This window comes from Mycobacteriales bacterium (genome assembly GCA_035690485.1).
Classification (GTDB): domain Bacteria; phylum Actinomycetota; class Actinomycetes; order JAFAQI01; family DASSKL01; genus DASSKL01.
This window is the reverse complement of the sequence record DASSKL010000066.1, coordinates 66,741-80,940: the sequence shown is the minus strand read 5'-3', so window position 1 is coordinate 80,940 and position 14,200 is coordinate 66,741. Positions and strand designations below refer to the sequence as shown.

The following is a 14,200-nucleotide window of genomic DNA, read 5'->3' as shown; positions in this document are numbered from 1 at the left end:
CCACCGCAACAGCCGAGGATGGCGGCGCGTGAAACCGCCGGCCGCTCGAGGAGCGGGGTGATGGGTGGTGTCCACCGCCATCGCGGTGGTCGCCGCCATCGCCGCAGCGGCGATGTTCGGCGTGTCTTCCGTGCTGATGTTCCGGGCCGCGAACACGACCGGCAAGGACCGTCGTCCTGGCGGGTCTCTGCGATCGGTGCTGGCTGTACGGCGGTCACCGCTGTGGTTGGCCGGGGCCGGGCTGCAAGCGGCGTCGTTCGGGGTGCAGGCAGTTGCGCTGGCGTTTGGGCCACTCGCGCTGGTCCAGCCGGTCGCGGCCACAGATCTGCTGTTCGCGCTCCCGTTGTTGGCTCGGACGCAGGCGCGTCGGTTGCAGCGGCGGGAGTGGAGCGCCGCGCTGCTGGTAACGGCGGGCGTCGGGGTGTTTCTCGGCGTCTCGCCTCCCCGCGCCGGCACGCCCACAGCAGATCCTCATGAGTGGTCGGTGACCGTGCTCGCAGTCGCGGCGGTCTGCGCCACCGCGCTTGTCGCCAGCCGACGCGCGTCACGAGTCGCCCGGACAACGCTGCTGGCCCTCGCCGGCGCAGCCTGCTTCGGGCTGGTCGACGCGCTCAGCAAGAACTTTGTCGGCCATCTGAGGCATGCCGGCGTCGTGACCACGATGACGTCATGGGATCCCTACGCACTGGCCGTCGCCGGGGCGGCTGGGCTCGTCCTGTCCCAATTAACCTTCCAGTCCGGGGCACTACAGATCAGCCTGCCGGTCATCGACACGCTCGAGCCGACGTCGGCAGTGCTCATCGGCACCGTCGTGCTCCATGAGGCGCTCGCCGCCTCCCCCGTACAGCTGTCGGTGCAGTTGGCCGGCGCTCTTGTCGCCGTCGTGGGCATCGTCGCGCTGGATCGTGCCTCCATCTCGGGTGCGTCCTTGGGGCCTGTCGCCTCTACCGCATCGACAGCGCAAGGAATCGGTGCTCGAAGAGCGGCAGACGACGCGTCGTGACCCGCCACAGCGACACCTGGAAAGAGATCCAGGGCAGGTTCTCGTCGGCAACTGCGCCGACGACGACAACGGGTGGTTCGTCGACGAGCAGCCGCTCAACGAACGCGTGCGACGGAGATGTCACAGGACGTTCACCGCCCGTTAACCGCCGCGCTGGAGGCCAGTCACGTCGACTGCCTACCGTCCGACTCGTGAAGACATCTCGAGGAATAGAGGGCTCGTCGCTGCGGCGATGGGGTGGACTGGCCGGGGTGGCCCTGGCCGGGGCCGTGGCCGTGACGGCCTGTGGCAGCAACAACAACACGGGCAACGGCGGCACCGTGGCGGCGACGGGAAGCGCCAGTGGCAGCTGCTCGGCCGCGCAGCTGACGGGCGGCGGGTCGAGCTTCCAAGCGCCGATGGAGCAGGCCTGGTCGGCGTCCTTCCTGTCGAATTGCCCGCAGGTGCACGTCAACTACAACAGCGTCGGATCCGGCGCGGGTATCCAGCAGTTCGGTCAGGGCACCGTTGACTTCGCCGGTTCCGACGTGACGATGAAGCCCGACGAGCAACGGACGGCGGACAACCGGTGTGGCGGCGCACCCGCGATCCACCTGCCGGTGACGGCGGGCGGCGTCGCGGTCGCCTACAACCTGCCGGACGTGAAGAACCTGCGTCTCACCGCCGCCACCGTGGCGGGAATCTTCCAGGGCACGATCACCCGCTGGAACGACCCGGTGCTCGCTGCCGACAACCCGGGTGCGACTCTGCCGAACATTCCGATCGTGGTGTTCCACCGTTCGGACGGGTCCGGCACGACCGCGGTGTTCTCGGCGTACCTGAAGGCGGCCGCGGCGAGCTCGTGGAAGCTGGGGTCGGACAAGACGCTGAACTGGCCGGTCGGCCAGGGCGCCAAGGGCAACGAGGGCGTGTCGGCCGGAGTCAACCAGACCAAGGGCGGCATCACCTACACCGAGCAGGCCTTCGCCGAGCAGCACAAGCTGACCACCGCGCTGATCAAGAACGCCGGGGGCTCCTTCGTGCCGCTCACGTCGGCGAACGTCAGCAGGGCGCTCGAAACGGCGCAGCTCAGCGGCACCGGCAATGACCTCAAGGCGACGATCGACTACAAGCCGGCCGCGGCCGACGCCTACCCCATCTCGACGGTCAGCTACGTCATCGTCTGCAGCCACTACCCGAGCAGTTTCGGCGCGGACAAGGTGGCGGCGCTGAAGAGCTACCTGGACTACGCGGTCGGCGCAGGCCAGCAGACCGCCGCCCAATTGGGCTTCGCACCGTTGCCGCCCGCGATGGCGACCAAGGACCGAGCGGCAATCGCCGCCGTCAACGCCTCCTGAGGGGCGCCGCGATGACGGCCGAACCGATCAGCCCGACGTCCGGGGCCCTGCGCCACCGTGGCGGCTGGTGGTCGGGCGACCGGGCCTTCCGCACCACCACGTTGGCGTGCGGTGGCCTGGTGCTGGCGGTTCTCGCGGCCATCGCGCTCTTCCTGGTCGTGCAGGCCCTGCCGGCGTTCCGCGCTGACAGCACCAGCTTCTGGACGACCCGCACCTGGCAACCCGATGCCACTCCGGCCGTCTTCGGCATCGCGGCGGTGGCATTCGGCTCCCTCCTGTCGAGCGCCATCGCGCTGCTGCTGGCGTTTCCGGTCGCGGTCGGGGTTGCGCTGTTCATCACCGAGATGGCGCCGCGGCGCGTCGCCAACCTGCTCGGTTACCTGACCGACGCCTTGGCCGCGGTGCCTTCGGTGGTGTTCGGCCTGTGGGGGCTGTACTGGTTGGTGCCACGCCTCACTCCGCTGCAGCAGTGGCTGGCCGACCATCTCGGCTTCATCCCGCTGTTCTCCGCCCCACAAGGTGTGCCGTCACCGAGCCGGTCGATCTTCGCCGTCTCCATCGTGCTGGCCATCATGATCTTGCCGATCATCGCGGCGATGAGCCGGGAGACGATCCGGCAGGTGGATCCGCAGATCAAGGAGGCGGCGCTGGGTCTGGGTGCCACCCGCTGGGAGGTGGTGCGCACTGCGGTGCTGCCCGTGAGCCGCGCCGGCCTGTTCGGCGCGGTCATCCTCGGCCTGGGCCGTGCCCTGGGCGAGACGATCGCGGTCGCGCTGGTGCTGGGCATCAGCTTCGACGTCAACGCCCACCTGCTCGTGCCGGGCAAGAACACCATCGCGGCCAACATCGCCACCCAGTTCGGCGAGGCCGGCAGCACCGGCCGGGCGGCGCTGATCGCCAGCGGACTGGTGCTGTTCGCGATGACGATGGTGGTGAGCCTGCTCGCCCGCTGGATGCTCGGCAGGGAAGCGCGCCGCCGAGGGGCGTCGCGATGACCGGCCCGGTCGCCTCCGGCCTACGAGCCGCGCCCGGCTGGCGGGAGACCCGGCGGCGGGTCACCGATCGGGCGTTCCGGGCCGCATTGCTGCTGGCCTTCCTCGCCGCGGTGGCGCCGCTGCTCCTGGTCCTCGGCTACACCGTCTACCGCGGCGCTTCGCACCTGTCCGCCGCGTTTCTGACGCACTCGATGGCCGGTGTCCCACCGTCGAGCGCCGGCGGCGGTATCTACCACGCGATCGTCGGCACCGTCGAGATGGTGCTGCTGTCCTCCCTGATCAGCGTTCCGGTGGGGCTGCTCGCCGCGCTGTACCTCACGGAGTTCGGCCGCGGCTGGCTGCCTCGCAGCATCCGTTTCTTCGTCGACGTCATGACCGGCATCCCGTCGATCGTGGCCGGCCTGTTCGTCTACGCGTTCCTGGTCCTCGGACTGCACCGGGGATACTCCGGCTTTGCCGGTGCGCTCGCGCTGGCCGTGCTGCAGCTGCCGGTGGTGATCCGCGCCAGTGAGGACATGCTCAACCTGGTGCCCGACGCGCTGCGCGAGGCGAGCTATGCGCTAGGCATCACCCAGTGGCGCACGGTGCTCTCGGTCGTGCTGCCGACGTCGGCGGCCGGGCTGACGACGGGCGTCATGCTGGCCGTGGCCCGGGTCACCGGGGAGACCGCACCGCTGCTGCTCACCTCCTTCGACAACACGTTCATCAACAACAACCCGTTCTCCGGGCCGCAGAGCGCACTGTCCGTGTTCATCTACAACTCGGCACAGCAGGCCTACGCCCCCGCGGTCGACCGAGCGTGGGCGGCCGCGCTGACGCTGATCGTCCTGGTCATCGCGCTGTACGCCGGCGCGCGCATACTCGCCCGCCGCAGCGCGCTCAGGCAACGCTAGGAGACCCGAGCCATGGCCAACCGCATCGAAACCGAACGCCTCACCTGCCGCTACGGCGAGGTCGTCGCGGTCGAGGACGTGACACTCAGCCTCGAGGCCAAGGCGGTGACGGCGCTGATCGGTCCGTCCGGCTGCGGCAAGTCCACCTTCCTGCGTGCACTCAACCGCATGCACGAAGTGGTCCCCGGGGCCAGCGTGCAAGGCAGGGTGCTGCTCGACGACGAGGACATCTACCACCCCTCTGTCGACCCCACCAGAGTCCGCCGCACCATCGGCATGGTCTTCCAGCGGCCGAACCCGTTCCCGACCATGAGCATCTTCGACAACGCGGTGGCCGGCCTGCGGCTCACCGGCGTACGCCGACGTGCCGAACTCGAGGAGGCCGCGGAACGGTCGCTGCGGGCCGCGCATCTGTGGGAAGAGGTCAGCGGCCGCTTGAAGAAGCCCGCCGCCGGCCTGTCCGGCGGGCAGCAGCAGCGGCTGTGCATCGCGCGCGCGATCGCGGTCGAGCCGCAGGTGCTGCTCATGGACGAACCGTGCTCGGCCCTGGACCCGATTTCCACCTTGGCGATCGAAGACCTGATCGCGAACCTGAAGGACCGCTACACGATCGTGATCGTGACGCACAACATGCAACAGGCGGCCCGGGTCAGCGACACCACCGGATTCTTCACGGTGGAAGGGCCCGGCGAGCCGGGCCGCCTGATCGAGATCGACGACACGGAGAAGATCTTCACCTCGCCGTCGAATCCTCGGACCGAGGCCTACATCACCGGACGTTTCGGCTGACGGTTCAGCCGTGCGCGGGCGCCCAGCCGTGTTCGCCGGTGACCAGGTAGACCAGCTGACGGGCGACGGAGACGGCGTGGTCGGCAAGCCGCTCGTAATAGCGGCCGGTCAGCGTGATGTCGATCGCCGCCTCCATCCCGTGCGGCCAGCCGCCGTCCAGCAACACCCGGAACAGTCGGCGCTGCAACGCGTCCATGACGTCGTCGTCGGACTCCAGCTCCCGCGCCGCCGCCACGTCACGCTCGGCGATGACGACACCGGCCTTCGCCACGATGCTCGCGGCGGTGGCCCCCATCTCGGCGACGATGTCGCGCAGTTCGGGCGGAACGGCCCCGGCCGGGTAGCGGCGCCGAGCGACCTTCGCGATGTGCACGGCGTAGTCGCCCACGCGCTCCAGGTCGGAGACCATGCGCAGACCGCCGACGAGCGTGCGCAGATCACCGGCCACCGGCTGTTGGCGGGCCAGCAGGTCCAGCGACCGCGCCTCGATCCACCGGTAGAGGTCGTCGACCTCCTCGTCACCGGCGATCACCGCTTCCGCCGCGGTGAGGTCTGCCTGCATCAGCGCGACGGTGGCGCGGGTGATGGCGCTCTCGACCAGGCCGGTGAGCCGCACCAAGGCAGCCCCGATGGCGTCGAGATCCTCGTGGTAGGCGTCACGCATGCTCGGCCCCGCTCCCTACTCGGTTGCCGCCACGGTAGCCACCGTGATCGTCCGGCGTGCTGCCGTCGGGTGAACGACTGGCAAACGATCGGCCAACGTCCGGTCAACCGGGCGGGTTCGCTTCCTACGATCGAGGTGTGGTGATCGCACTGCGTCGCCGGCGCCGGGGACGCGCCCCGGCCGGCGTGACCGTTGCCGACCCGGCGGCACCGTCCGACGAGCCGCAGCTCGCCGCCGACGCCCTGTCGGTTCTGCACGTCGGAGCGCTGGTCGTCGACAGGGCCGAACGCGTGGTCGTGTGCAACGCGGCCGGCCGGGCGATGGGGCTGGTGCGCGGCGATGAGCTGGCCCTCCCCCAGCTACGCGCGCTGGTGCGCGAGGCCCGCCGCTCCGGGGCTGCGGCCGAGACCGAGGTGCGCCTCTTGCACGGCTGGCTGCCCCGCGAGCCGACAGCGGTGGCCGCCCGGGCGACCCCGATCGACGACGGCCGCCACGTGATCCTGATCGTCGAAGACGTCACCGAGGCTCGGCGGGTCGCCGACATGCGCCGCGACTTCCTCGCCAACGTCAGTCATGAGCTGAAGACCCCCGTCGGCGCGCTGTCGCTGCTGGCCGAGGCACTGCAAGACGCCACCGACGACCCGGCTGCCGTCCAGCGCTTCGCCGCACGGATGCAGCACGAAGCCACCCGGCTGTCGAAGCTGGTCGCCGAGCTCATCCAGCTCTCCCGGCTGGAAACCGCCGACGACGTCGCCGAGCCGCAACCGGTCGGGCTCGCCTCCGTCGTCGCCGAAGCACTGGATCGGACCCGGCTGGCCGCGTCAGCCAAGCAGATCGACGTCCGCCCCGACGTGGCCGCGCTGCCACCCGTCCGGGGCAACCGCGAACAGCTGGTCACCGCGGTCGTCAACCTGCTCGACAACGCGATCGCCTACAGCCCCGAGGGCACGTCGGTCGGCATCACCGTGCGCCCTCGTCCGGCGGGCGAGCCGACCCACGTCGACCTCGTGGTCAAGGACGAGGGCATCGGCATCGAGGAGGCCGACCTGGACCGCGTCTTCGAGCGGTTCTACCGGGCCGACCCCGCCCGGTCGAGGGCCACCGGCGGCACCGGACTAGGCCTGGCCATCGTCAAGCACATCGCCGCCAATCACGGCGGCCAGGTTGCGGTGTGGAGCAAGCCGGGTCACGGTTCGACGTTTACGCTGAGCCTGCCGGTCGCCGACCCCGAGCTGCGGAGCACGTCATGACCCGCCTGCTCGTCATCGAGGACGAAGAATCCTTCGCCGACGCGCTGTCCTACATGCTCGCCAAGGAGGGGTTCCACGTCGACGTGGCCCGCACCGGTCCGGACGGCCTCGCCGCCTTCGACCACGGAGGCGTCGACCTCGTGCTGCTGGATCTCATGTTGCCCGACCTGCCGGGCACCGAGGTGTGCCGCGCGCTGCGGCAGCGGTCCGACGTACCGATCATCATGTTGACCGCCCGCGACAGCGAGACCGACAAGGTCGTCGGTCTCGAGCTCGGCGCTGATGACTATGTCACCAAGCCGTTCTCCGCGCGCGAGCTCACCGCGCGCATTCGGGCGGTGCTGCGGCGAAACCGGGAACATGCCGGCGCGCCCGACTCGGGTGTTCTGGCCGCCGGGCCGCTGCGCATGGACATCGACCGGCACATCGTCACCGTCGAGGACCACCCGGTTTCCTTGCCTCTGAAGGAGTTCGAGCTTCTCGAGTTCTTTCTGCGCAACCCCGGCCGGGTGCTCACTCGCGAGCAGATCATCGACCGGGTGTGGGGTCCCAACTACGTCGGCGACACCAAGACTCTCGACGTCCACGTCAAGCGGCTGCGCAGCAAGATAGAGGCAGACCCGGCGCGGCCGCAGTTGCTGCAGACGGTGCGCGGGCTCGGCTACAAGCTCGAAGCCTGACCCGGGTTCACCGTCCGGCCAACGTGCCGTAACCCGGCGGTCACCTTCGTCGTGCAGGCTGAGGGCATGAGAGCAGTCAGCGTCGCGCAGGACTAGGACGACATGCGGATCGGTGACTTCGACGCCCACGCCGTCCTGATGGACATGGACGGGGTGCTGGTGCACGGCGGGCGCCCGATCCCGGGCGCGGCTGAATTCCTCGATGCCCTGCAGGCGGCCGGTACCCCGTTCCTCGTGCTGACCAACAACTCGCTGTACACCCGGCGAGACCTGCAAGCCCGTCTGGAGCAGGCCGGCCTGAGGGTAGCGACGGAGGCACTGTGGACCTCTGCTCTGGCGACCGCCCAGTTCCTGCACAGTCAACGGCCGCACGGGTCGGCGTACGTCGTGGGCGAGGCCGGGCTCACCACCGCCTTGCACGAGGTCGGCTACGCACTGTCCGAGATCAACCCCGACTACGTCGTCCTCGGCGAGACCCGGGCCTACAGCTTCGACGCCATCACGCGGGCGATCCGGCTGATCCTCGGCGGTGCACGCTTCATCGCCACCAACCCCGACCCGACCGGCCCGGCCGCCGACGGGCTGTCACCGGCCACGGGCTCGGTCGCGGCCCTGATCAGTGCCGCCACCGGCGTGCAGCCGTACTTCGTCGGCAAGCCCAACCCGCTGATGATGCGCAGCGCGCTCAACGCGCTCGGCGCGCACTCCGAGGCTACCGTCATGATCGGCGATCGGATGGACACGGACATCGTCGCCGGAATCGAGGCCGGCATGCACACCGTGCTGGTGTTCACCGGGGTCACGACCGAGCCGGACGTCCCCCGCTTCCCTTACCAGCCCTGGCGCGTGACGGCGTCCATCGCGGATCTGGCGCCACCGCGGTCGCCGGGGGCCTAGCGCTGCGATCCGCTGGAGTGCCGCGAGGCCCGATCCGCCCGTTTCGATCAGATGTGTCTCGGGGTACCAGCACAGCAAAGTCTGGCTTACCTGATGCCTCGGGCGGGGCGACCCCTAAGGAGGGTGGTGGGCGTGGCGTACGAAGACTTCAGCCTCCGGGCAACCGTCGCCCTGCCCGCCGAGCGCACATCGGCCAGACAGGCCCGCAAGTTCATCCGAGAGTTCTGCGTCGCCGCAGAGCTCGGGGATGACGTGTGCGAGAAGGCTGCTTTGCTCGTGAGCGAGCTGGTCACCAACGCGGTCATCCACGGCCGAAGCCGCGCGACTCTTGTCGCCGCCCGCCCGACCGGGCACCTGCATGTCGCAGTTCTCGACCACGACATACGGCTCCCCGAGGGGCCGAAGACGGTCGCACCCGACTCTGAGCACGGACGCGGCCTTCGCATCGTTGCCGCAGTCGCCGACCGTTGGGGCGTCGAGGGAACCGACGAAGGTAAGGCCGTCTGGTTCGAGCTCGACCTGGGCAACTGACCAAAGGCGGCACCGCCGTCGAAGTGTTGCTGACTCAAGACTTGCATCTTTGTTTGTAAGTTTGCTAGCCTTTGACTATCAGGTTAGCGCCGGCCGGCAAGCGGCCGGCATCAGCACTAGGAGGTGCCTCATGCTGCTCGAGAGGGTCGACCCGTTCGTCGCGGAGTTCGATCGCCTGACCCAGCGCGCCTTCGGCGGCGTCGACGGCGCCGGGATGCCGATGGACGTCATTCGCCGGGCCGATGAGCTGGTCGTCAGCGTCGACCTGCCCGGGGTCGCCGGCGACAAGATCGGGCTGACGTTCGAGAACCATGTGCTGACCATCAGTGCCGAGCGCCGAAGCAACTACGGCGAGAGCGATCACCTGTTGATCCAGGAGCGGTTCGACGGCACGATCAGCCGCCGGCTGCGCGTCCCGGACTGGGTCGACGCGGAAGCCGTCACCGCCGACTACGTCGACGGTGTGCTGGCCGTGCACCTGCCCCTGGCCGAGAAGGCCAAGCCGCGCCGCATCGAGGTGAGCGTCGGGGGCAAGCACGCCCAGATCGAGAGCTGATCGAGGACGCGGTGGGGCGGCGCCGCGAGCACCCACGCCGCCGCCCCACCGCACCTAGACGTGGGTGGATGCCGTGACTTCACTGTTTGACGACCCGACTCGACCGATCTTCACCGTCGGGCAAGTAGCCGACATGCTCGACGTGCAGCAGGCGTTCCTTCGCCGGCTGGAGGCTCACGACCTCGTCACGCCGGATCGTTCGGAGGGCAACCAACGTCGGTACAGTCGCGACGACATCGATCGCGTGTCGCACATTTGCGGTCTCATCGACGAGGGCCTCACCCTCGCCGGGGTAAGCCGGGTCCTCGAGCTGCAAGCCGAGGTCACGCGACTCAAGGCCGAAATCGCCGACCTGCGCAGGACCAGCCGAGCTGGCTGACGAGCCCACGCCATCCTTCGCGCGCTGATATACCGGCACAAGCCGGCCGGGCAACGAGCGCGCCATCCGGCGCCACTTGACGTCGCGCGGCCGAGGTGATCCATTCCCGTTGAGCCGCCGCGTTTTTCCGAGCGATGACGTGGTAGGCAACCTGCAATCTCACTTACAGGTCGTTCGTACGTTGCCCTGCTCACGGGCGCAGAGAGGATGCGTCATGTCAGGGCGGCTGTCGAGCGGCCACGCACGGCTGGATGCGGTGCTGGGCGGGGGGCTCTGGGACGACGCCCTCACTTTGATCATGGGCGAGCCCGGCACCGGAAAGACCCTGCTCGCTCAGCAGTTCGTCTTCGCCAACGCCACCCGTCAACGGCCCGCGCTGTATGTGTCCACGGTCTCGGAGCCGATGGAGAAGATCCTCCGCTACGGCCGGACGCTGAAGTTCTTCAGCGAGGAGGCGGTCGGCAACTGGGTGTTCTACGAAGACCTCGGCGGGCTGCTGGACGAGAGAGGGCTGCCGGCGTTCGTCGAAGAGCTCGAAGCTGTCATCGCAAGACGGAAGCCGGCGCTGGTCGTCATCGACAGCTTCAAGGCGGTGCACGCGTTCGCCCGCGAGCCCGGGGACTTTCGCTGGTTCCTCCACGACTTCGCGGCGCGGCTGAGCACCACCGGCGCCGCCTCGCTGTGGGTCGGCGAATACGGACCGGACGAGCTCAGCCGGGAGCCGGAGTTCGCCGTTGCCGACGCCATCATCTCGTTGTCCTCGACGATGTCGGGCGAACGCCAGATGCGCATGCTGCAGGTGCTGAAGCTGCGCGGCAGCGACTTCCTCTCCGGCCGGCACGGCTACCGGTTGTCAGACAACGGGCTCGACGTCTTCCCGCGGCTCGCCGACCTACCGGTCAGTGACTCCTACGCGATGGACGACACCCGGCAGTCCTCCGGGATCCCGGCGCTGGACTCGATGATCGGCACCGGCTACTGGCCCGGCTCCTCCACCCTCGTCGCGGGGCCGTCCGGGGCCGGCAAGACCGTGATGGGACTGAGCTTCATCTTCGCCGGCGCCCGCGCCGGCGAACGCGGGCTAATCGCGACCCTGCAGGAGAACCCGGTGCAGCTGGCTCGAACGGCGGCCGGGTTCGGCTGGTCGCTGGACGACCCGAACGTCAGCCTGCACTACCGCTCCTCGGTCGACCTCTACATCGACGAGTGGGTCCACGACGTCCTCGAGCGGGCCGAGCGCGAGGGTGTGCGCCGGCTCATGGTCGACAGCCTCGGCGACCTCTCATTCGCCTCGCCCGACCACGTCCGCTTCCGCGAGTACGTGTACTCGTTCGTGCAGCGCTGCTCTCACCGTGGCATCAGCGTCTACATGACCATGGAGGTGCCGGACCTGTTCCACCTCTCCCGGCTGTCAGAGACCGGCATCTCCAACATGAGTGACAACGTGGTGCTGCTGCAGTTCCTGCGTGGACAGTCGCAGGTGAAACGCGCCGTGACCGTGTTGAAGACCAGGGCCAGCCTGCACGAGCCGGAGATCCGGCAGTACACGATCAGCAACGAAGGCATCGTCGTCGGAGAGACGTTCGGCGAGCAGCAGAACGTCGACTGACTAGCCTCCGTCGACCGCGCGGATGGCGAGGACGGCGATGTCGTCTCGGGACTGCTCCCCGCCGAAGGCGAGCACCTCGTCGAGGACGTGGTTGACGATCTCGGTCGCTGAGCGGTGACGGGTCTCCAGTAGCGCTTGGGCGAGCCCGTGCTCGCCGAACTCCTCGTACTGCCGCATCGCTTCCGTGACGCCGTCGGTGAAGACGACGAAGGTGTCTCCGCGGGCCAGCTGCACGGTTTCCTCGAACAGCCGGACCTCCGGGAAAAGGCCAAGCAGGTCGCCTGGGACCCCTACCCGTTCGATGTCACCACCGGCCCGCACGACCATCGGTTGGGCGTGTCCGGCGCAGCACACGGACAGCCGCAGGCCGCGCACGATCGGCACGGCCCGTGCCGTCACGATGGACAAGAAGCGTTCACCGATGTCGTGGTCGGCCAGCGCGTCGTTCAACCGCCGCAGGATCACGCTCGGATGGCGCAGGTCCGGCGCGACGGCGCGCACGGTGTGACGGGCGATGGCGGTGATCGCTGCCGCCTCGGCACCCTTCCCGCACACGTCGCCCAGGGTGAGCATCAAGTCGGTGCGGCCGAGCCGAAAGACGTCGTAGAAGTCGCCGCCCACGTCGCTGCCGGCCCTCGAGGGGTGGAAGACCGCGCCCAGCTCGAGGCCCGCGACCTGCGGCAGGGCGGCGGGCAGCAGACTCCGCTGCAGGGTCCGGGCAATGTGGGCGAAGTTCTCCCGGCTCTCGACGAGCTCCGCCTGCCGCTCGCGCCGCTCGGTGATGTCACGGATGAACGCCGTGAACACCGGACCGCCGCCGCCGCCCTGAACGGGAGTGATCGTCAGCTCGACCGGTAACAGCCCGCCGTCGCGGTGCATCGCGGTGATCTCGACGCGCTGGCCGATCAGCGGACCTTCGCCCGTCGCGAGATAGTTCTCCAGCCCTTTGGTGTGTCTGGACCGTAGGGCATCCGGCACCACCAAGTCGGCCACCAGCTCGCCCACCGCCTCGTGGCGCGGGTAGCCGAACGTGGCCTCGGCCGCCGGATTCCACTCCACCACCCGGCCGCCGGCGTCCATCACCACGACGGCGTCGAGCGCGGCTCCGACAATCGCTGACGCGCGCGCTTCACTACCCGCGAGCGCCGCCTGGGAAATCGCGAGCTCTGCGGCTCGCTGCTCGGCGAGTTCCAGCGCACGCTGCAACTCGCCGGACTGGTCGAGAGCCACCTCGTGGCGCACGCGAAGCAACTCGTGCAACGTCTCGTTCTGCACTCGAAGCATCGCCTCTTCGCCGGCCGAACCGGGCTGCGGACGACCCCGATCGCCTGCGAGAGCACCCGTGCCCACGTGCGGCAGCATCGCCAACTTCAACCCGATGCCGACGGCCGCGAAGGCATCCGCCGTACGTTCCGGGATCGCCACCTTCGAGTCGAGCGCGACCGTGAGATGCGTGTCCGGGCTCAACCGCGCGGTGAGCGTCAGAATGCTGCGGATGCCATAGGCGACGACCACGCCAGACCAGCCGGACAGCACCCTGTCGTCCCGCGCGTCCGACACGAGGCCGACGGCGTAGCTCGGCGCCACCCGGCGCAGCACTCCCCCCTCGGCCTCACCGCGATGAAGCCGTTGGGCGACCTCGGCCACCATCGGCGTGAACGCGTCTGCCGCCGCGCTCGGCAGCACGATCGTGGTGCGCTCCCGCGTCATTCGGTCGTCGTGCGCCGCCTGCTCGTCGCCGGCCGCCGCCAGCAGCGTCAGGCAGAGCTGCCGGGGGTGTGGTGTGGACGCCGGCGAGGCCGTCACGGCGAGATCCTGCAAGGTGGCCGGAAGTCGCTCGAAGGGCCGCGCCAGGAAACAGCGGACAACGGCCAGCGAGCGCTCTCCGGTCTCCTTGTCCAGGACGTTGTCGTAGAAGAAGCGAACGACCCGCGCCGCAGCGTCTTCCAGACTCGGCGCGCCGGCCGTAACCTCGGGCAGTACGGCGCTGAGCTCGAAGGTGTCGGTGAGACCGAACCGGATCAGATCGAACATCGGCACCCATGGTGGTGACTCAGGGCACCAACCGGGTGTTCGCGCCGCTGATCCTCACCGTAACGCCGCCGGCGCGCTCAGCGAACAGCCTCCGTCCCATTGCCGCGTCGGTCATCGGGCCTCTTGTTTTTACCAACACCTGCTGTAACAATGTTCTCGAGATACCCCGACCCCGTCGCGTCTCGCCCCGCAGACCGGGCCGCTCGCTCGTGAGAGGACTTCGCCGTGACCTACGTGATCGCCGAACCCTGCGTCGACGTACTCGACCGCGCCTGTGTGGAGGAGTGCCCGGTCGACTGCATCTACGAGGGTGAGCGCGCGCTCTACATCCACCCGGACGAGTGCGTCGACTGCGGCGCATGCGAGCCAGTCTGCCCGGTCGAGGCGATCTACTACGAGGACGACCTGCCGGCGAAGTGGTCGATCTACACCGAGGACAACGCCCGGTTCTTCGCCGAGACGCTCCCCGGCCGGGACGCGCCGCTGGGCTCGCCGGGCGGCGCTGCCAAGCTGGGAGCGCTCGGCGTCGACACGCCGCACGTCGGCGGGCTGCCACCGCAGGGCGAGCAGTAGTCGTAACACC

At 69.1% G+C, this 14,200-nt stretch carries 15 protein-coding genes; 13 read left to right on the top strand and 2 right to left on the bottom strand.

Features of this window, described 5'->3' with window-relative positions; all coding sequences use genetic code 11:
- Positions 1 to 64: 64 nt before the first annotated feature.
- The 5 genes from VFJ21_09210 to pstB are packed head-to-tail and all read left to right on the top strand — an operon-like array spanning position 65 to position 5,017.
- The gene (locus tag VFJ21_09210) at positions 65 to 1,003 is read left to right on the top strand and encodes a DMT family transporter (GenBank protein HET7407293.1); all 939 of its coding nucleotides are present in this window, start codon (positions 65 to 67) and stop codon (positions 1,001 to 1,003) included.
- Entirely contained in the window at positions 1,000 to 2,340 is a 1,341-nt protein-coding gene (pstS, locus tag VFJ21_09205) for a phosphate ABC transporter substrate-binding protein PstS (protein HET7407292.1), read from the top strand. The genes VFJ21_09210 and pstS overlap by 4 nt, the downstream gene beginning before the upstream one ends.
- A gap of 11 nt (positions 2,341 to 2,351) precedes the next feature.
- On the top strand, positions 2,352 to 3,335 hold the full coding sequence (gene pstC, locus VFJ21_09200) for a phosphate ABC transporter permease subunit PstC (protein HET7407291.1): 984 nt from the start codon (positions 2,352 to 2,354) through the stop codon (positions 3,333 to 3,335).
- Entirely contained in the window at positions 3,332 to 4,228 is an 897-nt protein-coding gene (pstA, locus tag VFJ21_09195; GenBank protein HET7407290.1) for a phosphate ABC transporter permease PstA, read from the top strand. Before pstC ends, pstA begins: the two co-directional genes overlap by 4 nt.
- A 12-nt stretch (positions 4,229 to 4,240) precedes the next feature.
- Entirely contained in the window at positions 4,241 to 5,017 is a 777-nt protein-coding gene (gene pstB, locus VFJ21_09190; protein ID HET7407289.1) for a phosphate ABC transporter ATP-binding protein PstB, read from the top strand.
- 4 nt (positions 5,018 to 5,021) lie between these two features.
- On the opposite strand, the gene phoU is transcribed toward pstB, so the two are convergent.
- Positions 5,022 to 5,681 (bottom strand): phosphate signaling complex protein PhoU, encoded by a 660-nt coding sequence (gene phoU / locus VFJ21_09185; GenBank protein HET7407288.1) that lies wholly within the window; start codon positions 5,679 to 5,681, stop codon positions 5,022 to 5,024.
- A 137-nt stretch (positions 5,682 to 5,818) separates the two neighbouring features.
- On the opposite strand from phoU, the gene VFJ21_09180 reads away from it, so the two are divergent.
- From VFJ21_09180 to VFJ21_09150, 7 genes are all read left to right on the top strand, one after another.
- A complete protein-coding gene (locus VFJ21_09180) occupies positions 5,819 to 6,931 on the top strand; it encodes an ATP-binding protein (protein ID HET7407287.1) in 1,113 nt (370 codons plus the stop codon).
- The gene (locus VFJ21_09175) at positions 6,928 to 7,611 is read left to right on the top strand and encodes a response regulator transcription factor (protein HET7407286.1); all 684 of its coding nucleotides are present in this window, start codon (positions 6,928 to 6,930) and stop codon (positions 7,609 to 7,611) included. The genes VFJ21_09180 and VFJ21_09175 overlap by 4 nt, the downstream gene beginning before the upstream one ends.
- Positions 7,612 to 7,713: 102 nt before the next feature.
- On the top strand, positions 7,714 to 8,508 hold the full coding sequence (locus VFJ21_09170; protein ID HET7407285.1) for an HAD-IIA family hydrolase: 795 nt from the start codon (positions 7,714 to 7,716) through the stop codon (positions 8,506 to 8,508).
- Positions 8,509 to 8,634: 126 nt separating this feature from the next.
- Complete coding sequence (locus tag VFJ21_09165; protein ID HET7407284.1) at positions 8,635 to 9,039, top strand: ATP-binding protein; 405 nt, start codon at positions 8,635 to 8,637, stop codon at positions 9,037 to 9,039.
- A gap of 130 nt (positions 9,040 to 9,169) precedes the next feature.
- Positions 9,170 to 9,595 carry an Hsp20/alpha crystallin family protein gene (locus tag VFJ21_09160; GenBank protein ID HET7407283.1) on the top strand — a complete coding sequence of 142 codons (426 nt, stop codon included), beginning with the start codon at positions 9,170 to 9,172 and terminating at the stop codon, positions 9,593 to 9,595.
- 64 nt (positions 9,596 to 9,659) lie between these two features.
- Complete coding sequence (locus VFJ21_09155) at positions 9,660 to 9,974, top strand: MerR family transcriptional regulator (GenBank protein HET7407282.1); 315 nt, start codon at positions 9,660 to 9,662, stop codon at positions 9,972 to 9,974.
- A 214-nt stretch (positions 9,975 to 10,188) separates the two neighbouring features.
- Complete coding sequence (locus VFJ21_09150; GenBank protein ID HET7407281.1) at positions 10,189 to 11,583, top strand: ATPase domain-containing protein; 1,395 nt, start codon at positions 10,189 to 10,191, stop codon at positions 11,581 to 11,583.
- Here VFJ21_09150 and VFJ21_09145 read toward each other — a convergent pair whose 3' ends face one another.
- Entirely contained in the window at positions 11,584 to 13,617 is a 2,034-nt protein-coding gene (locus tag VFJ21_09145) for a SpoIIE family protein phosphatase (GenBank protein ID HET7407280.1), read from the bottom strand.
- A gap of 225 nt (positions 13,618 to 13,842) precedes the next feature.
- Here VFJ21_09145 and fdxA point away from each other — a divergent pair, with 225 nt between their 5' ends.
- Positions 13,843 to 14,190 carry a ferredoxin gene (fdxA, locus tag VFJ21_09140; protein HET7407279.1) on the top strand — a complete coding sequence of 116 codons (348 nt, stop codon included), beginning with the start codon at positions 13,843 to 13,845 and terminating at the stop codon, positions 14,188 to 14,190.
- Positions 14,191 to 14,200: the final 10 nt, after the last annotated feature.

Bases quoted from the DNA above. Each gene is read 5' to 3' on its own strand.
- pstC (HET7407291.1), top strand. From the start codon at position 2,352: ATGACGGCCGAACCGATCAGCCCGACGTCCGGGGCCCTGCGCCACCGT.
- pstA (HET7407290.1), top strand. From the start codon at position 3,332: ATGACCGGCCCGGTCGCCTCCGGCCTACGAGCCGCGCCCGGCTGGCGG.
- pstB (HET7407289.1), top strand. From the start codon at position 4,241: ATGGCCAACCGCATCGAAACCGAACGCCTCACCTGCCGCTACGGCGAG.
- phoU (HET7407288.1), bottom strand. From the start codon at position 5,681: ATGCGTGACGCCTACCACGAGGATCTCGACGCCATCGGGGCTGCCTTG.
- VFJ21_09175 (HET7407286.1), top strand. From the start codon at position 6,928: ATGACCCGCCTGCTCGTCATCGAGGACGAAGAATCCTTCGCCGACGCG.
- VFJ21_09170 (HET7407285.1), top strand. From the start codon at position 7,714: ATGCGGATCGGTGACTTCGACGCCCACGCCGTCCTGATGGACATGGAC.
- VFJ21_09160 (HET7407283.1), top strand. From the start codon at position 9,170: ATGCTGCTCGAGAGGGTCGACCCGTTCGTCGCGGAGTTCGATCGCCTG.
- VFJ21_09150 (HET7407281.1), top strand. From the start codon at position 10,189: ATGTCAGGGCGGCTGTCGAGCGGCCACGCACGGCTGGATGCGGTGCTG.
- VFJ21_09145 (HET7407280.1), bottom strand. From the start codon at position 13,617: ATGTTCGATCTGATCCGGTTCGGTCTCACCGACACCTTCGAGCTCAGC.